The organism is Exiguobacterium sp. PFWT01 (genome assembly GCF_018255795.1).
Taxonomy (GTDB): Bacteria; Bacillota; Bacilli; order Exiguobacteriales; family Exiguobacteriaceae; genus Exiguobacterium.
The window spans coordinates 2,122,768-2,143,535 of record NZ_CP073755.1; the positions used below are offsets into that span (position 1 = coordinate 2,122,768).

General features: G+C 48.6%; 18 protein-coding genes. 7 read left to right on the forward strand and 11 right to left on the reverse strand.

Annotation, left to right across the window (positions count from 1 at the left end; all coding sequences use genetic code 11):
• Positions 1 to 121 precede the first annotated feature (121 nt).
• The gene (locus KD909_RS10955) at positions 122 to 1,480 is read left to right on the forward strand and encodes an MATE family efflux transporter (protein WP_211781580.1); all 1,359 of its coding nucleotides are present in this window, start codon (positions 122 to 124) and stop codon (positions 1,478 to 1,480) included.
• 23 nt (positions 1,481 to 1,503) lie between these two features.
• On the opposite strand, the gene KD909_RS10960 is transcribed toward KD909_RS10955, so the two are convergent.
• A complete protein-coding gene (locus tag KD909_RS10960; RefSeq protein ID WP_249199111.1) occupies positions 1,504 to 2,244 on the reverse strand; it encodes an enoyl-CoA hydratase/isomerase family protein in 741 nt (246 codons plus the stop codon).
• Between the two features lie 144 nt (positions 2,245 to 2,388).
• On the opposite strand from KD909_RS10960, the gene ybaK reads away from it, so the two are divergent.
• The 6 genes from ybaK (at position 2,389) to KD909_RS10990 (ending at position 7,630) form a co-directional block, all read left to right on the forward strand.
• Complete coding sequence (gene ybaK / locus KD909_RS10965; RefSeq protein ID WP_015880978.1) at positions 2,389 to 2,853, forward strand: Cys-tRNA(Pro) deacylase; 465 nt, start codon at positions 2,389 to 2,391, stop codon at positions 2,851 to 2,853.
• A 19-nt stretch (positions 2,854 to 2,872) separates the two neighbouring features.
• Positions 2,873 to 3,571, forward strand: a complete 699-nt coding sequence (gene pssA, locus KD909_RS10970) for a CDP-diacylglycerol--serine O-phosphatidyltransferase (protein ID WP_211781582.1) — start codon at positions 2,873 to 2,875, stop codon at positions 3,569 to 3,571.
• Between the two features lie 88 nt (positions 3,572 to 3,659).
• A complete protein-coding gene (locus KD909_RS10975; protein WP_211781583.1) occupies positions 3,660 to 4,409 on the forward strand; it encodes a carotenoid biosynthesis protein in 750 nt (249 codons plus the stop codon).
• Entirely contained in the window at positions 4,375 to 5,073 is a 699-nt protein-coding gene (locus KD909_RS10980) for a lysophospholipid acyltransferase family protein (protein WP_211781584.1), read from the forward strand. Before KD909_RS10975 ends, KD909_RS10980 begins: the two co-directional genes overlap by 35 nt.
• Positions 5,070 to 6,137, forward strand: a complete 1,068-nt coding sequence (locus KD909_RS10985; RefSeq protein WP_211781585.1) for a glycosyltransferase family 2 protein — start codon at positions 5,070 to 5,072, stop codon at positions 6,135 to 6,137. Before KD909_RS10980 ends, KD909_RS10985 begins: the two co-directional genes overlap by 4 nt.
• Before the next feature lie 26 nt (positions 6,138 to 6,163).
• Positions 6,164 to 7,630, forward strand: coding sequence for a phytoene desaturase family protein (locus KD909_RS10990; RefSeq protein ID WP_211781586.1), 1,467 nt, complete (start codon positions 6,164 to 6,166; stop codon positions 7,628 to 7,630).
• Positions 7,631 to 8,073: 443 nt separating this feature from the next.
• Here the strand turns inward: KD909_RS10990 and KD909_RS10995 are convergent, their stop codons facing one another.
• The 10 genes from KD909_RS10995 to KD909_RS11040 form a co-directional block, all read right to left on the reverse strand.
• The gene (locus KD909_RS10995) at positions 8,074 to 8,913 is read right to left on the reverse strand and encodes a phytoene/squalene synthase family protein (RefSeq protein ID WP_211781587.1); all 840 of its coding nucleotides are present in this window, start codon (positions 8,911 to 8,913) and stop codon (positions 8,074 to 8,076) included.
• Positions 8,882 to 10,360 carry a phytoene desaturase family protein gene (locus KD909_RS11000; protein WP_211781588.1) on the reverse strand — a complete coding sequence of 493 codons (1,479 nt, stop codon included), beginning with the start codon at positions 10,358 to 10,360 and terminating at the stop codon, positions 8,882 to 8,884. Before KD909_RS11000 ends, KD909_RS10995 begins: the two co-directional genes overlap by 32 nt.
• A complete protein-coding gene (locus tag KD909_RS11005; RefSeq protein WP_211781589.1) occupies positions 10,357 to 11,850 on the reverse strand; it encodes a phytoene desaturase family protein in 1,494 nt (497 codons plus the stop codon). The genes KD909_RS11000 and KD909_RS11005 overlap by 4 nt, the downstream gene beginning before the upstream one ends.
• A 69-nt stretch (positions 11,851 to 11,919) precedes the next feature.
• Positions 11,920 to 12,951 carry a class I SAM-dependent methyltransferase gene (locus tag KD909_RS11010; protein WP_211781590.1) on the reverse strand — a complete coding sequence of 344 codons (1,032 nt, stop codon included), beginning with the start codon at positions 12,949 to 12,951 and terminating at the stop codon, positions 11,920 to 11,922.
• Between the two features lie 100 nt (positions 12,952 to 13,051).
• The gene (locus KD909_RS11015) at positions 13,052 to 13,435 is read right to left on the reverse strand and encodes a YisL family protein (protein ID WP_015880968.1); all 384 of its coding nucleotides are present in this window, start codon (positions 13,433 to 13,435) and stop codon (positions 13,052 to 13,054) included.
• Between the two features lie 116 nt (positions 13,436 to 13,551).
• Positions 13,552 to 16,110 (reverse strand): sensor histidine kinase, encoded by a 2,559-nt coding sequence (locus KD909_RS11020; RefSeq protein ID WP_211781591.1) that lies wholly within the window; start codon positions 16,108 to 16,110, stop codon positions 13,552 to 13,554.
• Positions 16,107 to 16,469: a response regulator gene (locus tag KD909_RS11025; RefSeq protein WP_211781592.1), complete on the reverse strand. Its 363-nt coding sequence runs from the start codon at positions 16,467 to 16,469 to the stop codon at positions 16,107 to 16,109. The genes KD909_RS11020 and KD909_RS11025 overlap by 4 nt, the downstream gene beginning before the upstream one ends.
• A gap of 134 nt (positions 16,470 to 16,603) precedes the next feature.
• On the reverse strand, positions 16,604 to 18,475 hold the full coding sequence (locus KD909_RS11030; RefSeq protein WP_305826677.1) for an ABC transporter ATP-binding protein: 1,872 nt from the start codon (positions 18,473 to 18,475) through the stop codon (positions 16,604 to 16,606).
• A complete protein-coding gene (locus KD909_RS11035; protein WP_211781593.1) occupies positions 18,472 to 20,196 on the reverse strand; it encodes an ABC transporter ATP-binding protein in 1,725 nt (574 codons plus the stop codon). Before KD909_RS11035 ends, KD909_RS11030 begins: the two co-directional genes overlap by 4 nt.
• The gene (locus KD909_RS11040) at positions 20,189 to 20,671 is read right to left on the reverse strand and encodes a MarR family winged helix-turn-helix transcriptional regulator (RefSeq protein ID WP_211781594.1); all 483 of its coding nucleotides are present in this window, start codon (positions 20,669 to 20,671) and stop codon (positions 20,189 to 20,191) included. Before KD909_RS11040 ends, KD909_RS11035 begins: the two co-directional genes overlap by 8 nt.
• Positions 20,672 to 20,768 lie beyond the last annotated feature (97 nt).

Here is a 20,768-nt window from a genome sequence, read left to right on the forward strand (position 1 = left end):
TTGAAAATAATTTAGCAAACCCCTTTCTTTTTCATTTCATAAGGAGTAAGATGACCTTTGACATTTTTACAAAACAAATAGTTAACAGAAAGAATTATAGAGAAAAGGGAGAATACACTACATGCAGACGAAACAAACGGAACAGCTGACCCTGTTCAAACTGTCGTGGCCGATTTTCATCGAACTTGCCCTCCATATGGGAACCGGGATCATCGCCACATTGATGCTCGCTCACTACTCAGACGCTGCCGCTTCGGCCGTCGGGGTTGCCAACCAAATCTTAAACGTGTTCTTGATTGTCTTTAGTGTGACGTCTGTCGGGGCGACCATTTTGATTGGTCAGGCCATCGGGGCTGGACGCATGAAGAAGAGTCGTGACTTCGCCCGCTCCGCCGTCAGTTTGAACATGTGGCTCGGTGCGATCATGGTCGTCGTCATCTTCTTGTTCGGCGAAACGTTCTTACGCCTGTTCGGTCTATCGGATGAACTGTTTGCGCACGGGTTGTTGTTCCTGCAAATCGTCGGCTTGTCGTTATTCACCGAAGCGCTCATCATGGCGCTCAGTTCGATCCTCCGGAGTCACGGGATGACGAAACACGCCATGCTCGCGACGCTTCTGATTGATATCATCACCGCTGTCGGTGCCATTTTTGCCGTTACCGGCTGGTTTGGACTTCCGGTCACAGGTGTTGCCGGTGTCGCCTGGGCCATCGTGATTGCACGATTCGCCGCTATGGTTCTCTTGTTCTGGCTCGTCAAACGGAAACTCATGATTCGCTTCCCGTTAAAAGAAGTGATTCGTCCGAAGAAAGATGACATCCAGTCGCTCCTTCAAATCGGTGTCCCTTCTGCCGGGGAGAACTTGTCGTATCAAGCTTCACAGATTATCATCACTGGATTTATCGCGACGATGGGCGAAGCTTCCCTCGCTGCTCGCGTGTACGTGATGAACTTGTCGATGCTTGCCTTCTTGTTCACCGTCGCCGTCGCGCAAGGGACCCAGCTTTTGATTGCACGGGATATTGGAGGGAAACGTTTTAAAGAAGCCTATCATCGTGCCGTCAAGACCTTGAAGATTGCCATGTTCGCTTCGTTCGTCGCCTCTCTCGGTTTAGCGGTGTTCAGCGAATCGCTACTCGGTCTCTTCACGTCAAACCCTGACATCATCGCGGTCGGTGTGCCCATCTTATGGGCGACGCTCATTTTAGAGCCGGGTCGCGCCATGAACATCGTCTTGATGGGGTCATTGAAGTCTGTCGGGGACGTCCGCTTCCCGGTCATGATTGGGATCGCCTCGATGTGGGGTGTCGCCGTGGCGTTCAGCTACTTGTTCGGTCTTCAAATGGGGCTCGGCATCCTTGGGATTTGGCTCGCCTTCTCCCTCGATGAGTGGTTCCGCGGATTCTTCGCGTTCCGTCGTTGGAAATACGGGACGTGGCAACAAAAGGGCTTCCAGTTCGAAGCAAAATCAACCACGTAAAAAAGCGGCCGCGGCCGCTTTTTTCATTTCATCAAGAATGCCTGCATCGCTTGGCGGTGTACGTCCGTGTCCCCACACTTCCGTTGCCATTTGATTTCTTCATTCAATCCATCCTCAAATGAAGCGGCTCGCATGAGCGCCTTCATCCCTTGAACAGCGACCGGTGATTTCGCAGCGAGTGTCTCCGCATATGAAGTCAATCGCTCCGTATACATCGCATCTTCCACGAGCTCGGTGACGAGCCCGAATGTACGCGCCGCCTCCGAGTCAATCGTACTGCCACTCCAGAGCCAATCTAACGCAAGGTCGTCGCGCATGAGTCGACGCAGGTGATATGGACCGCCCGCATCCGCGACCAATCCGATTTTAATAAATGCCGAGCTGAACTTCGTCGACTTGGCGACGATTCGAACGTCTGCCGCGAGTGCCAAGCTGAGTCCTGCTCCAGCCACGACACCGTGAATCCCTGCGATGAGCGGTTTACGACTCGAGAAAAGTGCACGTACGAGTGGATGATACACGTCTTCTAGATATTCCCCATAGTCCGCATCGCTCTCAATCGTTAAATCTTGTCCGGATGAGAACGCTCGTCCCTCACCGACAAGGACGATGACGCGAACGGCGTCGTCCTGTTCAAATGTGTCGATTGCCGTTTTCATTTCACGAAGCAACGTCTCGTTCAACGCGTTCAGCTTTTCAGGTCGGTTCAGTTTCAACCACCCTACCCCATTGTGTGTCGTCAATTGAATCGTCTCCACTTCCATTCCCCCTTCAAAATGAATCACTGTTCATTTCTTCATCATTGCTTCAAACTCCTTCCTTTACTGAAAAGTTTTTTGAAGTTCAATTGCCGGGAAGTTGGTTGATTTGCTATTCTAAAAGGAGTCGGTCACGAAAGGATGAGTCAGATGCAACTGACAAATGCCGCTCGGCAACTGAAACAGAAGAAGATTCCGTTCACTTATCATACGTACGAAGTGGATGAAACCGATGTCTCGGCCAAACATGTGGCGATGACATTGAATAAACCGCTCGACGAACTGTATAAAACGATTTGCCTCATGAACGAGAAAAAGCAATATGCCTTCTTTCTCATCTCTGGAGAGCGTGACATCGATTTAAAAGCAGCCGCAAAAGCATGGGGGGCGAAGAAAGCATCGCCAGTCCCGATGAAAGAGCTCGAGACATTGACCGGTTATATTCGAGGGGGGGTCTCGCCGATTGGGGCGAAGAAGTCGTTCCCCGTATATCTGCACGAAGCAGCTCAAGACAGAGAAACGATTACCATCTCTGCCGGGAAACGTGGCTATCAAATCGAATTAACACCTGAAGATTTACTACAATTTACAAACGGTCACTGGTTCAGCCAATGACCTTACTGGGGGCAAAATTATGTGGAAAGAACGCATCCGTTCGTGGGTCCCAAACTCCTTTACGTTCGGAAATTTATTTTGTGGTGTCATCGCCATCGTCTACGCCGCTCGTGGTGACTTCTCGAACGCCACATTGTTGATCATCATCGCGATGATGCTCGACAGTTTGGACGGGCGCCTCGCCCGTATGCTCGGGGTCGCTGGGGATTTCGGAAAGGAATTGGACTCACTGGCTGACATCGTCACGTTCGGGGTCGCACCGGCGATGCTCGCTTATTACACCTTCTTTATTGATTACGGCAATTATGGATTGTTTTTTGCGGCACTCTTCCCGTTATTCGGCGCATATCGCCTGGCTCGCTTCAATTTATCCGCGACAAACGTTGCAGCGAGTTACTTCTCTGGTGTCCCGATTACGGCCGCCGGGGGACTTCTCGCTGTCATCACGACGTTCGGCGACCGCGTCAGCGAACTATTGACACCGATTTTCTTCACGGGGCTCGCCCTGTTGATGGTCAGCCGTGTTCGCATCCCGAGTTTTAAAGATGTACCATTGCCACGTCACTCGTTCATCATTACCATCAGCCTCGTCTATGTGACGTATATGATGTTCGCCCGTTGGAAAGAATGGCCGACGTTTTGGTTCATCGCCGTCCCGTTCTATGTCTTATTCATCGCCTTCTCGTTCGTGAAAAGACGGAAACGGATGGCCAATTGAGAGTCTCGTTCAGCGAGGCTCTTTTTTATACATGCATTTGTTAGACGAAGACTTCGATGAGCTTTAGAATGAAAGAAGAGGTGATGGAATGAAAGTGTATCCGTTTATTTGGAAATGGTTTATTGTTTGGTATTTCATTGGGGTGATTTTAGTTGGATTCGACCTGCTTCCGCCTTGGCTAGAATGGGCAAACCCCGTCTTTTTATGGCTAGCCGGCGCGATTGGCGGCACGATTCTTTATCAAGGGATCCGGCAAGGTGCTTGGATTGTTCCGTTTATTTTCTTCGGTTCAATCGCCGTCGAGACTCTCGGTGTGAAAACAGGGTTCCCGTTCAGCGAATACGTCTACGCTGAGGCGTTCGGTCCGACAGTGTTTGGAGTCCCTGTCACTATCGGTGCGGCGTGGCTTGCCGTGATTGGATCTAGTTTTGCCGTGGCCCGTCTCTTCCCATTCCGCCACAATATTTTATGGCTCGTCCCAATTCTCGCCGTGTGGCTCGATATGGCAATCGATCCGGTGGCGGCAAACGTGAAAGGATACTGGGAATGGGCGAATGACGGCTTATATTATGATATCCCGACACAAAACTTTATCGGTTGGTTCGGGTTATCCCTTATTTTCTCATGGTTGTTACAGCGTCACGAACGAGCTGTTGACTCCTTGTTCATCCAGCACGGCGTCTATTTGTTCGTCATGCTTCACGCGCTCTTCGGTGTCACGGCTGTCAATGCCGGTCTCTATGGCATCGGGCTCCTCAGCATCCTCACATCCGGAGTGATTCTACTTGAAAGGAGAGGGCGCGATGATCGAGTCACACAAAAAGAAATGGTTCAATAACCTGTTCTCGACGTTCGTGCGAGAACGTCAGATACGTCCCACGTTCCATAACATTTATATTCGAACGGACGACGTTCCGACTCCCGGATTATTTTTAAGTACACATAGCGCGTGGTGGGACGGTCTCATCATGTATATGATCAATGAACATTTTTTACGGCACGATCTTCATGTGTTGATGGACGAGGACGGACTACGTCGCTTCCCGTTCTTTCGACACCTCGGTGCCTTTTCGGTGAAAAAAGGTAGTCTCTCCGATGTACGGGCCTCCCTGGCTTATGCGAATGAATTGCTCACGTCCGGGAAATCCGTCTGGATGTTCCCTCAAGGACAAGAGATGCCGCAAGAACTTCGACCTGTCGAAATCGAGTCGGGCGCGACGTTGTTACTGAACGATCGGCCCGTCCAGTTATGCGCCATGTATTATTCGTTTGAGAACCATGCGGAACCCCTCGTATATGTCCGCTTTCGAACAATAGTCGTGATATCGACGACACGACGAGCTCAAAAGCAGGAAATCGCGCAAGCACTTGAAGCGCTCTATGACGATGTGCGACAAGACGCCATCGTTCGGTCTGATGCCTATATCCCACTCTTTCGACCACGTCGAAATCTTGCTGAATGGACAGAAACGATGTTCCGACTCGGGAGGGGACGCTCATGATCTTATGGATGCTCACCCTCTCGATGTTTATCTTTACCCTGATCAATCTTTTGTTCTTGAGACCGCTCGCCGAACCAGGACGCACACCGGCGACAGCGGTCTGCATCCCGATGCGCAATGAGTCGCGTCACGTCGATCGACTGATTTCAAATTTAAAGCAGGCGATACCAGATGGGACTCATGTCTATATCTACGAGGACCGCTCCGAGGATGATACATATGAAAAATTGAATCGCGCAATCGGTAACGATACCCGATTTAGCGTCATCCCAGGCGTTCCTTTGCCTCATGACTGGGCCGGGAAAGTTCATGCCTGTCATCAACTCGCCTCACGTACGACTGAACCGTACTTGCTCTTTTTAGATGCGGACGTCACGATCGATTCGAGCTTTATCGCCCGCATGCATGCCACGCTCGCTCGAGAGCAGGCCGTTTTTTTATCAGGCTTCCCTCAATTTCCGACGTCCACATTTCTCGGGAAATTGTTGATTCCGATGCAACACGTGCTCATCGCTCAACATCTGCCTTTGTTTTGGCGTAAAGTGAAACACCCCGCATTTGCCGCGGCAAATGGCATGAACGTACTCGTCGAGCGGCGCAGCTACGAGGAAGTCGGCGGGCATGCTGCCATTCGAACGTCGTTGATTGATGATATCGATCTATGTCGAACGTTCAAACGTCATCAAAAAGTCACGTCACTCGTACAAGTCTCCCCGTTCATCTCCTGCGACATGTATGAAACGAATGAAGAAGTGTGGACCGGGTTTTCAAAGAACGTATTCAAGGGAATGAATGAATCAGTAGGACTCGCCTTGTACTTCATGACATATTACGGCATCCAGTTGACGGCTATGCTCGCTTGGATCTTTTCACCGAGTTGGCAGACGATCAGCGCAGCGCTTTTCGTGCTCCTCGCGCGTCTCGCTGTCGATCTGAAATCAAATGGGGCCGGTACATGGTACCATCCACTCAGTTTAATCGCTTACTTGACCTTACTCGGGAACGCCGTCATTCGTAAATGGAGACGGTTGCCCATCACGTGGAAAGGTCGTCACTATTCCTAAGCAGACGTCTAAAGGGGGACAATTTTATGAAACAAATCGTAGTGATTGGAGCTGGACTCGGTGGACTCAGCGCCGCCGTCACACTCGCAGCACGAGGGTATGACGTCACGGTCATTGAAAAGAATGAACATGTCGGTGGCAAACTCATGCCCATCATCACTGACGGTCACCGGTTCGACTTCGGTCCGAATACGATCACGATGCCGGACGTATTTCGTTCAGTCATTCGAAATAGTGGGGCCAATCCGGATGACTATTTTGAGTTAATCAAGCTCGATCAACATACCGTCAACCACTACTCAGACGGCTCATCCTTCACGTTCAGTGCAGACCGGGCAAAGCTTGAGGTCGAAGTACGGCGTTTGACCGGTGACCAGTTGAAACACAATCAGATGCGCGCCTATCTTGATGAAGCGGAAAAGCTGTTCGAGATTGCGAATAAGCGTTTCTTCACACAAATGGACACAAAGTTGGATCCCGGTCTTTGGGCGGACATGGTCAAAGTACATCCACTTCAAAGTTTGCACGCCCTTCACAAGAAATATTTTAAGGACCCGCGCATCATTCAGGCGCTCGACCGCTATGCGACGTACATTGGCAGCAGCCCATACGTGACACCAGGCACGTTCGCCCTCATCGCACATTTGGAATTGAATGAAGGCGTCTATTTTGCGAAAGGCGGAAACTGGAATATCGCAAAAGGGTTCGCCAAACGGGCGAGCGAACTCGGCGTGACGTTCCGTCTCGGTCATGAAGTGACAAAGATTGATGTGTTGAACGGAAAAGCACATGAGGTCGTCGTCGATGACCAGGAAGTCATCTCGTGTGATGCCGTTCTTCTCAACGGTGAACTTTTGACGCAATACCCACGACTCGTCGACGCGAAGGACCGTCCATCTTTCCCAGTCCCGACACGCGACACCGTCGAACCTTCCATTTCCGCATTCGTCATGATGGTCGGATTGTCCAAACGATTGAACCTGGCACACCATAACGTCTATTTCTCAGACGACTATGAACGGGAATTCCAAGCACTCTTCCAAGAAGAGCGGTATGCGGACGAGCCGACAATCTATATTTCGAATTCATCCGCAACCGATCCGTCGATGGGCGAGGCAGGAGACAACCTGTTCATCCTCGTCAATGCGCCGGCACATCTGACCGACATTGATGCAGATACGTATGAGCATTTGATTCGCAGACGATTACGTATGTTCGGTGTGGATTGGGAAGAAAAAGAGGTGCTTTACCATAAACGGGTGACCCCACAAGATTTGACTCGCGATTTTTATGCGTATTATGGCGCACTTTATGGCACATCGGCCAATTCGAAAAAAGGAGCGTTTTTCCGTCCTGCACCGCGGTCGACAGACGTATCGAACATCTGGTTTGCTGGTGGTTCGACTCATCCTGGCGGTGGCAGTCCGATGGTGACGCTTTCAGGACAATTCGCTGCACGATCGATGTTAGAGGACATACCTCTGACAATATGAACATTTTGTGAACGCGAGTTTCGACACTTGTCGACAATTGAAAGACGTGATAATATCATATTCGAGTTCAAGCAGTTCTGTAACGTTTGTTACACCTGTAGCGATCGAATGGCTTCCCCGAGCCTCATCGCGTTTTGAACTTGTCACACCCGAGAAAAAGTGATGAGCGAGTTTCCCCACTCGTATCCCGTAGTTGAGACAGCTTGCGTATGATGTTCCCCCTTAGTCCATCAAGCATCCTGTGTCGACGAAGATGTCCCAACTGATTCATTCCCCATGAATCCCGGCACATCTTTAGGGCTTCATCACAAACCGATTCATTCGTTTCCCCGATGAATGAATCACATAACGCTTACGCCACTTTTGGTCCCCCGCCAAAAGTGGTTTTTTTTGCGTACAAAAAACTGTAGACGCCATCGAGCGTCTACAGGGAATCAGATTGCTTATAGTTTTGCTAACAACTTTCCTTTTTGTAAGGTCGATACGTATGCCCGCTTCGTGAAGACGTCATGTCGATTCGCACGGGCCGCATCAAGGATCCCTTCATAGAGAAGAGCTGCTGCTTGTACCGGCTTTCGACTCGCGAGTGGGTACAGATGATGGGTTTCCCGTGCCCGTGCATACAAGAACTCTGCTCGATTCGCCAACGCCTCCCATAGATCGATAAAGACAGGGGTCACTTCTCGTTGTTGTAACATTTCTTCACTCACACCGTACTGACGCATCATCGTACGTGGTAAATAGATACGGTCTCGATTCAAATCTTCACCGACATCTCGTAAAATATTGGTCAGCTGCATCGCAATGCCAAGGTCGATGGCGCCTTGTCTTAGCTGACGTGTCGTCGCTTCGTCCTGATTTGGGACAAGGATCGGGAGGAGCATCAGGCCGACCGTACTCGCTGCATAATAGCTATACTGCTCGGTCTCTTCGAGCGTCTCATACCGCGACTTATGTAAGTCCCATTTCATCCCTTCCGCCAACTCAAAGAATGGTTCGACGTCCATGTCATAGCGTTTCCATACATCACGAAGGGCAACCCATAATGCTTCATCTTGATCGGAACCCGCTAAAAAGCGGTCGAAGTCATGCAAAAACGCTGCCAAACTCTCTTCTGGACGGTCTGATTCATCGACCGCATCATCGAGAGTGCGACAGAACGTATATACGGCCATGACCGCTTGACGGTCTGGTTTTGAGAGCAAAGAGAAGGCCCGATAAAAGGTCAACGAGCCCTTCTTCATGATTTCCTCACATTGACGATACGCTTCTTGTGTCGTCACGATGCATTGCCCCCATTTCTTCTTCCATTTTTTTCACAAGTAATTGTGACCCAATCATGACGATGGGTACGCCACCACATGGATGGACGGATGCACCCACCGCATAAAGACGTTCGATTTTCGGGAAGGGTCTCGCCTGTGGTTTGAAGGCGGCTGACTGGGATAACTTTGGTGCAATCCCAAAACTTCCTCCCTCGAACAATCCGAATCGCTCAGCATCCATCGGTGTCCGGACTTTCATCTCGATGACACGTTCACGAAAATCAGGTATGAATGCCTCGATTCTTCCTAATAGATGTTCGATTGTCCCCTGTGACTCAAAATCTTCCCGCTCCAATTTTCGCGGAACCGGGACAAGAACATATAATACGCTCGTTCCTTCTGGCGCAAGGGTCGCATCCATTCGCGATGGATTAAAGGTGTACATCGCTGGATACTCACTTAGTTTACCATCCTCGAAGATCGTACGCATCGATCCTTCAAAATCATTCGGCAAATCGAATTGATGAACCGGTAAGTCGAGTTCGCCGTCGACGGTGAAGTATAGAAGCAACGTACCGCTCGACGGTTCATACGTCTTTGGCGTCACACCATCAATCAGTCGCTCCATGAGTGGAAAATCACCGTTCACGACGACGGCATCATACGGTACATATTCGTCATTGACCGTGATGCCATTGGCCACCCCGTCCTCGACATGGACACGATTGACGGTAGCGTTCATCACGAAACGAACCCCTCGACGCTTCAACTCTTGTTCCATTTTCGTCGCTAGCGAGAAATATCCTCCTTTTACATACCAGACTCCTTCTTCTTGTTCACGATAAGGGATGAGTCCATATAAAGAAGGCGTGGCATAAGGATTTCCACCGATATAGAGGGTCTGCAAACTATAGGCGACACGTAAACGCTCGTCTTTAAAGAAGCGTTTCATGTTCGCATGAGCCGTCTCATATGCTTTTAACCGCATGAGAAGGAGAAGCAGTTTAGGCTCGAACAACTCCGTCTTCGAGGCATAGCTTCGATCTAAAAACGTATCGAAGCCAATCCGATACTCTTCTTTCTTTTGGGACATGTACTGACGGAAAGCATCTCCTTCACCGAAAGCTCGTTCGATTTCTTCCGCCTGTTTCTCGATTTCTCGATATTTAAAGAACGATGTCCCGTCTTGATACCGCAAGCGATAAAGCGGATTGACTTCAATCAACTCCACTTCATTTTCCGGTAACCCTGCTTTCATCAGTTGTTGCTTCAGTTTACTCGGCAATAAGACGATTGTCGGACCTTCATCGACTTTCGCCCCATTATCGAATTCAACGTAGTTCAAGCGTCCACCAACCCGTGCCTCTTTCTCATAAATCGTGAGTTGAAGTGACGGATTGCGTTTCGTCAATAAAAGAGCGGCATATAATGTACCGACCCCTGCCCCGACAAAGCTAATATTCATCGGCCGACACCTGCCCGGTCACGCAAAAGGTTCGTCGTGATCCGTGCTGATTCAAAGATGGTTGGAAGCCCACTTCCTGGGTGGGTCCCACCTCCGACGAGCCAGACGTTGTCGAGCTCTTCGAATTGGTTGTGCGGACGGAAGTACATCATCTGCGATAAGTTGTGCCCTAGATTGAACGTTGCACCTTCATATACACCAAACGCTTCCCAGTCCTCAGGTGTCAATGCTTCCATCACCTCGATGTGTTGACGAATGTTCCGATACGGGGAACGTGTCTCAAGCGCATCAAGAACGCGCTCTGTCATGGTCGCTTGTAACGTCTCCCATGGAAGGCCAGATAAATTGTTCGGTACCGGTACGAGAACATAAAGCGATGACTTGCCAGGAGGCGCAAGTGTCGGGTCGATACGTGAGGCATTCTGTACATAAAACGAGAAGTCCTCACTCAATTTCAACTCTTGTGTCATCTCTTTAACATTCAATTCATAATCGTCCGCGAAGTGAATCGAGTGATGCGCCACATCCTCGTAGACGTGATCGAGTCCGAGATAAAGCATGAATGTCGAGCACGAGTAACGCTTCTTCTTGAGTTGAGTCGGACTCCACTTCGATAGTTTACCGTCTGGAACGAGCGACGTCATCGCATGTGCGAAGTCCGCACCAATCACGACTTCATCAAACGCATAATGGACACTTCCGGACACGAGACCCGTCACGTTCTGATCATCCATGAGAAGACGTTCTACCGGTTCGCCTAAACGAATGACGCCTCCCTCTTCTTCAATCACTTTCGCCATCGCATGACACAGCTGGTTCACTCCGCCGATCGGGTGATGCACTCCGTAGGCGTGTTCCATGTAAGATAAGATGGAGAATCCACCCGGACATTCCCAAGCGGACATCCCTAAATATTTGGCCTGGAACGTGAACGCATACTTCAGCTCTTCGCTCGTGAAGTACTCGGACAAGACGTCATAAAGCGATTTACCGATTGAGAGAAACGGTAGCGCCTTAAGTACGCGCAACGAGACATAGTCGGTGAGCTTGTCATGTGCGGTCTGAAGCACAGGCATCAATTTAGACAGTTTGATCGCCTGCTCACTCATGAACCGTTCGTAGCCTTCCCCATTCCCAGGAAATTGTTCTTCGATGGCACGATACATCTGATCACGATCTGTTGTCATCGAGAGTTGACGCGTCCCACGGTCAAAGTACAAATCATACATCGGCTCCAGTTGTTTCATCTCGACATAATCATGCAGATTACGTCCCGTCTCTTCAAAAATTTCTTCTAAAATATACGGCATATTCAAAAACGTAGGTCCTCGGTCGAACGCAAACTCGCCTACTTCTAAGCGTGACGTTCTGCCGCCTACAAACGGTTGTTTCTCAAATACGGTGACGTCTACCCCACGATGCGCCAGTAGCATCGCAGCAGCCAATCCACCGGGTCCTGCCCCAATAACGGCAACTCTTTGTTTCGACACACTCAACAACTCCCTATGTGAATAGTCTCTTATGCTTCTCTATCATTATAGGAATGACGGGAGACAAGTTCAATTTTGAATCGGTTGATTGAGCAGATTCGTCTTCCCTCGCTCGGCGATGACGATATACCAAGAACCTTCCGGGATGAATGGGATGAAGCGGATTTGTTCAAAACCGACTTCTTGCATCTGCCGGCGCAATTGTGGAATGGTCGGAAGCGGGTACAGGTTATCGTGGAGTGTCATGAATGCATTGAACGCGGAAGCGAATCGTCCACCGAGCGCTGTTTCGGCGAGCGGCGTCACGAGAATGGCGACACCCTTCTCTTCTAATCGTTCCCGTAGTCTCTCAAGCAACTTGACCCGCTCTTCCGGCGAGAAATAATACAGCATATTGTTCATCATCACCGCATCGAATTGCTCGTCTGTTTCCCAGTTCATGAAGTCGGCGACTTCGAAATGAATGTCACCACTCTCGTCTCGTGATCGTGCCTCTTCGATCACCTCTTCCTCTAAATCAATGCCCGTCAGTTCCCAACTCGGTTCGAGCGCTTGTAATTTACGTAAGTAGCCGCCGTGCCCACATCCAATATCGAGCATCGATTCGACATTTGCCTGTCGTAAAAGTTGTTGCACAATCGGAAATGCGACCGTTTCGACGAGTGTCGACGTCTTCGCGACGACTTGACCGTGTTCAGCCCCATCAAACGTCTTTTGCTTCCCAGACTCTAAAAATTCCGGATAAGCGATTAACGCAGGGATATGAAGCTCCATCATCTCTTGAAGCATGAACCCGATGCTCCGTTCATCGTTACCGGATAATTGATATTTTAATCCACGCGTCGGATAGTAGCGCCAACCTCTCTTCTTCAAATGACGGACGGCGACCCCGACTTCTAACCAACGCTCTAGTGCAAGTTGTGTCAATGGGCGCTTTAGACGTAAATTCATCTCCGCCATGCTCGCGCCACCTTGAAGCGCATCGAATAGTCCAAACTTATACCCGATATAGCCGTGCCATAGGGGTAAAAATGATTCTGTTTGTTTCATCCATTTTCGTGCGTGTAAAACTCGTGTCCATTCCATCATCTGCTGATCCATCGTTTCACCTCATCGTCATAATTACTGATTTTTTTATTTTCCCCTAATAATTTGTGTACAAACAAAAAATTCCCACTTCGGTGTGCGAAGTGGGAACGTCTTATTGAATAAAGCTGTTGAAGAAAGATTGTCCGTAAGGCAATGCATAGCCGATGAAAATCGTAATGAGTGCCAAGACGATAAATCCGCCAAATAGTCCGTTCGACGGTTTTTTCTTTTTGACTTTGACGAGCGTCATCTCACCGAAGATCAATGTCAATAAACCGACCGTGATTTTCACGTGATAGAACGTCCCACCACCATTCAACTGAAGGTAGAGATAAAGTCCTGTTCCGAATGCGATAAGTAACATGAGTCGAAACGCCATATGTGCGATTTTCCCACTCTTGTTGCCGTTCTTATAACCGATGTAGGCCACGGCAAACAAAATAAGTAACAAAATCCAGCTCGTGACGTGCGTGTGCAAGAATGCAATCAGTGGCATTCTAATGCCCCCCTTTATGATGTTGTACAGTCTTCATTGTACACGAACTCTCTCCCGATTGGTCAAGCGAACGATTTCCTAAAAAAATGAGCCATCCTCAAGGGATGGCACATATATTATACAGGAGTCGTCTCTGTCTCTTGGACAGCATACTCATAGCTTGGAATTTCAACGATGAACGTCGAGCCCTCATGCTGAATCGATTCCACATGGATCTGACCGTTGTGACCACGGACGATTTCTTGACAAATCGGTAATCCGAGCCCCGTACCGCCGATTTCACGACTGTCGGAGTTGTCGACACGATAAAACTTATCGAATAAGCGATCGAGCGCGTCGCTTGGAATCCCGATTCCCTCGTCCTTCACTTTAATGGACACGATTTGCTCGTGATGCGCAAGTTCGACCGTGATTTTTCCACCCCGTGGAGAATACTTCACAGCGTTCGACAATAGATTACTCATCAACTGTTTGAACTTCTGGCAATCGACGAATAATTCATATGGACGTGCATCATCCGCAATCAATTCGAATTCATGTTTTAACGACGATGCCTCATAGAACGTCAACATGTCTCGGACGACCGGTTCGATATCAAGCTGTTCCCGGTCATACATTTGACTACCAGATTCCATTCGCTGCACATCGAGGAAGTCGTTGACGAGATGCGTCAAGCGTTCCGTCTCGGAGTGAATGGTCTCCAAGTATTTAGCTTGTTTTTCATTCGGCAACTGTTTCTTGACCATCAGTTCCGTGAATCCATAGATGGACGAGAGCGGTGTACGTAATTCATGCGAAATCGTTGAGATAAACTCACTCTTCAATCGCTCCGCCTCTGTTTCACTCGTGATATCACGGAAGACGAGAAGCGTACCTTTCGATAGACCACCGACAATGATGCGTTCCGCATACATCTGCAAGTTCATTTCGCCTTTACGAATAGAGAAGCTGACACTGTCATGTGGGAAATCTTCGGTGAACAGGCGATTCGTATACTTCGTAAAGTCCTCCGCCTGATCGACCGTTTCAACAAGGCGATTCCGCCATTCTTCCCACGTTTCTTCTTCGAGGTCCTGTGAACTGACGTCACTTAACTCAGGGAACATCTCATAGAGTGGACGGTTGACGAACACATCATTCGTCGAATGGTCGATGTAGACGACCGCTTCTCGAATTGAATCGAGAATTCGCTCTGTCTTGCCTTTCTCACGCTTCATCTCTTCAAATAGACGCATCCGTAAGAGAGAAAGTGAGAGTTGACGAGCAAATGACATGATGTCGCCCATCTGTGTTTGGGTGAAGCGATCTTTGTATCGGACCAGATAGATGAACGCGATGATTGAATCATCTGTAGGGTCATGGACTGGTACCGCCGTCTCAAACATATAGTACGGATACGGGAGCGGATGGTCGCTTGCGACTTGTTTCGACGAATGTACCGTCGTCTTCAATGTCATCGCGCGCGTCAATACAGAATTTTCGCTATCGAGCAACTGACGAGACAACGTGTCGTTCAAGCCATGGCTCGTCACACGATACGTGCCCGCTTCATCCACAAAGACGAGTGCACCGACCTCTGAATCTGTAATCGTGACCAGTTTCTCGATGATTTCCGGATAGGCCGTAAGCGAATCGCGTGATGCCAACGTCTCCGTCAATTCATTTCGATACGCGAGATGTTGTTCGTTCTGTTGTGTCTGTTCTAGAATTTCTTCTAGCTCTTGTTGCTGTGCCTGCAACTCTTCTTGTTGTGCAATCAATTCTTCTTGTTGTGCTTGCAACTCATGGTTTTTTTCAATCAAGTGTCGTTCATTATCACGAAGTGTTTCAGCCATCTTATGGAACGATCGAGACATCGTCCCAATCTCATCTTCCCGTTTCATCTGATCGCTCAAATCAACGATTTCCCCTTTTAACAAGCGGTTCGATGCGATGGAAAGTCGCGAAATCAAACGTGTTTGACGGCGTAAGAACGGCTGAACAAACAATAAGATCAATGCGGCGAATGAGGCGATGCTCATAATCCACAAGAATTGAAGCATATTGTTGTTTTGACGCCACTCTGTATAGACTTTCTCTTTTTCAGATGCCATTAATTTACGATATTCTCCAAGCGCAGACTCTACCTCATCAATGGGTCCGAGAATGTCGATTCCGCGTTGCGGATTAAATTGGACAAGCCCTTGATCGATCAGACGCTGAGCAGTCGGCAACTCGGCAATCGTTTCGGCATCGATAAACGTCTCTGTGATCTCACCATCCTGTTGGGCTTGTGCGTACTCATACGTCACCGGAATGATCACATCATAGTAAAAATCGTGGAACTGTTGAAGATCTTCTGCGAACAGCTCACCTTGGCGCGTCTGGACTTGTGTTTTGAACCAATTGATTTCCTGTTGAAACTTCGCCTCATTCGCACTTGAACGTTCGAGCGATGCCGTATCGCCAAATAAGAGATAGCCTCTTGTATCATATTGGTCAGCCTGCCACTCATCCCAAAGCGTAGTCAAACGGTTAACGCGTTCGTCTAACTGACGTAATCTCGCCTCATTCGCCTCTAAGCGGTTCTCGATGTAGACATATGTCAATGCCGATCCGACCAACGCAATGACGAGGAACGAATAGAGGACGACCATGATGTCGCGTCCAAGTTTTTGTTTAAACCACCTTTTCACTTCACGATGCCTCCTATAATTTTGACGAGTTCAAGTGGGCTGAACGGTTTAGAAATGAAGTAGTCGACACCAATCTCGTTCGCGCAATCACGGTCAGATTGTTGGCTTTTCGCCGTCAACATCATCACTTTCGTCTCTTGTCGCCCTGGTAACTTCCGTACTTTTTCAATCACCTCAAGCCCTGTCATGCCGGGCATCATATGGTCCACAATGACCAAATCATAATCGTTCTCTTCAATCAATCGATAGGCCTCAATCCCATCTTGTGCCTCGTCGATATCATACCCTTCATCTTCTAATGTATCCATAACGAGCATGCGTAGTACTTCTTCGTCTTCCGCAAGTAAGATTTTAACCATAATTGTTCCTCCATTTTTTATCCCATTTTTTTATTTTAACGGATTTGTAATTGTTACACAAAATAAAAAGACGTACGAAACTCATCTTCGTACGTCTTTTGCCTAATCCAATTGCCCTAAAACCTGTATTCCAATTATACAACTTCTTTTTCAGCGAACTGACTATTGTAAAGTTCTTCATAAAAACCACCCGCTTCAAGAAGCGATTCATGCGTTCCTTGCTCAATGACTCGTCCTTGGTCCATGACCAAAATCAAGTCTGCATCTTTGATCGTCGATAACCGGTGAGCGATGACGAAACTCGTCCGCCCATTCATCAACCGCTTCATCGCTTGTTGAATCAAAATCTCAGTACGCGTATCCACACTCGACGTCGCTTCGTCCAAAATCATAATCGGTGGATTTGCGAGAACCGCTCGCGCGATCGTCAGTAATTGTTTTTGCCCTTGCGAAATGTTATTGGCCTCTTCATTCAACACGGTGTCGTATCCGTCTGGCAACGTTCGAATGAATGCATCCGCGTGCGCCGTTTTCGCCGCGTTGACGATTTCCGTCTCCGTCGCACCTGTTTTCCCATAGGCGATATTGTCGCGAATCGTTCCATTAAAGAGCCATGTGTCTTGTAAGACCATTCCGAACGTATGGCGTAAATCTTGTCTCGACATTTTACGAGAGTCTTTTCCATCGATTAAAATCTCTCCCCCGTTCAACTCATAGAAGCGCATGAGGAGATTAATCAATGTCGTTTTGCCAGCGCCTGTTGGACCGACGATGGCCACGGTTTGACCAGTCAACACATCGAGGTTCATATCTTGAATGAGTAGGTCGTCACCGTATCCGAAGTCGACATGACGGAACGTGACATTTCCTTCGGCACGTTCTAATTGATAGGTCGTCACATCTTTCACTTCTTCTTCTTCATCTAGAAGTTCAAATACACGTTCCGCCGCGGCAACCGTCGATTGCACGATGTTCGCGATATTCGCCGTTTGGGTGATCGGTTGGGTGAACTGACGTGTATAGGTGATAAACGCCTGAATATCCCCGATAGAGATGCTGCGCTGCGTGACCAAAATACCGCCGACGACACTAATCAACACATAGCTGATGTTCCCGATGAACATCGTCATCGGCATGATGATCCCAGAAATAAATTGCGCTCTTCGTCCTGCATCGTAAAGTTCCTCATTCACATCGTCAAACTCGCGAACGGCTGTCTCTTCACGACCAAATGCTTTGACGACCGCATGACCTGTATACATCTCTTCCACATGACCGTTCAGTCGCCCGAGGTGACGCTGTTGATCGGAAAAGTATTGTTGCGACCGTTTCAAAATCGGACGAATCGCAAAGATGGTGAGCGGAAGGGACACAAGAGAGATGACCGTCAACAGAGGACTGATGGACAGCATCATAATCAAAATCCCAATGATGGTGACGATGGAAGTAATGAAAGACGTGACGCTCTGTTGAAGCGTACTCCCAATCAAGTCGATGTCGTTCGTCACCCGGCTCAATGTCTCCCCGTTCGAGCGTCCGTCATAATATTTGAGCGGAAGTCGTTCTAACTTTTTGTTCACGTCTTCGCGCAAATCATATACCGTTTTTTGGGCAACACCGGACATCAAATATTGTTGTACGTAGTTGAATAGACTACTGATGACGTAAAGACCGGCGAGGAGCGACAAAATTTGTCCGATTCTCGTGAAATCAATCTCCGCGCCCGGTACTCCTGTAAATTTCGCATACGCCCCTTCAAACAGTTCGGTGATGGCAATCCCCATGATTTTCGGACCGGCAATCATAAAGATCGTACTTAAAATCGCCGCGACGAACACAGCAATCAATGTGTTTCGACGTGGTTTCAAATAGGCAAGTAGACGACGGAACGTGACTTTGAATGCTTTTGGCTTTTCGCCCATCATCATCATATTTCCACCGCCCGGACCTCCTGGACCACCGTGTCCCCCATGAGTTTGTCGCGTGTTTGCTTGTTTCTCACTCATGCGATTTCCTCCTCAGACAATTGCGATTTCACGATTTCTTGATAGACCGCATTCGTCGCAAATAATTCCTCATGTGTCCCGATTCCTGCAACGGCCCCTTCTTCTAGAACGATGATTCGATCGGCGTCCATGATCGTACTGACACGTTGCGCAACAATCAGTACCGTAGCATCTTTCGTCTCCTCCTTCAATGCTTTGCGAAGGGCGGCATCCGTTTTAAAGTCAAGTGCCGAGAAACTATCGTCGAACACATATAAATCCGGTTTTCGAACGAGTGCTCGCGCAATCGACAGACGTTGTTTTTGACCACCTGACACGTTTGACCCACCTTGTTCGATCACAGCCTCATATTGGTCTGGCATTTTCTCGATAAAGTCATTCGCCTGCGCGATGGAGGCGGCATGAGCGACCTCTTCCGCTGTTGCATCGGCCTTCCCATATCGAATGTTCTCCGCGATCGTACCTGTGAAGAGCAACGCTTTTTGAGGAACGAATCCAATCTTCGAGCGAAGTGCCTCTTGTGGGACCGCTTGAACATCGACACCGTTCACACGAATTGTCCCAGACGTCACGTCGTAAAATCTTGGAATCAAATTGACGAGTGTCGATTTACCAGACCCCGTACCTCCAATCACCGCTGTGACCTCACCTGGATTCGCTGAAAAACTCACATCGGATAGCGCTGGTTCTTCAGCACCCGGATAATAGAAAGTCACGTGATCAAATACGAGTGTCCCTTGCTCAATGTCCGCAGTCTTTGTCCCGTCATCAATCAATGAGGGTTCCATCTCGAGTACCTCGTTGATCCGGTTGGCAGACACTGAAGCCCGAGGAACCATGATGAACATGACTGAGGCCATGACGAGTGCGAACATGATTTGCATGACGTATTGAATGAACGCCATTAAATCTCCGATTTGCATCGCACCGTTATCAATCCGAATACCTCCGAACCAAATGACACCGACGACGGTCAAGTTCATCACGAGCATCATGATCGGCATGAGGAACGCCATGATTTGGTTCACTTTGATTGAGACGTCCGTCAACCGTTCATTCGCCTCTGTCAATCGAACCTGTTCTTCTTTTTCACGGTTAAATGCCCGAATGACACGTATGCCCGTCAAATTTTCTCGGAGAACAAGATTGAGTCGATCCAATCGCTTCTGTACCTTTTTAAACAACGGCATCGCCTTCCAAAAAATGAGGAAAATCGAGAGGACGAGTACCGGCATGGCGGCAACAATGACAAGAGACAACGTCGCATCCTTCGAGGTCGCCATGATCAATCCGCCGACAAACATGATTGGCGCACTCACGACCATCCGTAGCATCATAATGATGACTTGCTGTACTTGCGTGATGTCGTTCGTCGTTCGGGTGATGAGTGAAGCCGTCCCGACACGATCGAACTCTTCAAGTGAGAAGCGCTCGACGTGGTTAAACACGCGTCTTCGTAAATCACGACCAAATCCCATCGCCGCCTTTGAAGAATAAAAGCTGGCTACAACGGCAGCAAGGGCTCCAAGTCCCGTGACACCTAGCATGATTCCGCCCATTCGCCAAATGTAGCCGGTATCACCCGTCACGACTCCATTATCGATAATGTCCGCCATCAACGTCGGTAAAAATAAATCTGCTAACGACTGCGCGAACACAAACAATAAAACCATCAGAACAGCCCATTTATAAGTAACGAGACGTTTCAATAACTTAATCATGTCGACACACTCCTTCACAATCTGTGAATCCTTCATTCAATCCATCCGCAATATGTTGATGGGCTGTAAGCATATGATGATACGTATCCTCATCGAGACGAGACAAAATTTGATTCAATTGATATTCCGTCCCTTCTTCTTGTTGCTCAATCTCTTCAATCAAACGTTTGCCCGATTGGTCAATCGTCAACACAACCTCTCGCCGATTATCCGGGTTGATATCCCGACGAATCAAACCCTTCTCCACGAGACCATCTAACGATTGACTCAACGTGCTCTTTGGCATTCTCGTTCGCTGAACCAATTCTTTTTGCGTAATCGCACCCTGTTCATTCAACATCATCAGACCGTGAAGTTGAGGCAATGTAAGATCGTTTTGTTGCGCCGTCTGATGCATGAGACGAATCAGGACACGTTGCACACGCCAAAATGATTGCATCATCTCCCGTGCTCGATTTGTATTTGTCTCGGTCATCCTCATTCACTCCTTTATCGTTCCGTATCGAATTGTTCTATATGGAACAATTCTTTATATAAAATAAATTACTCCTCTCCAACTTGATTGTCAACGA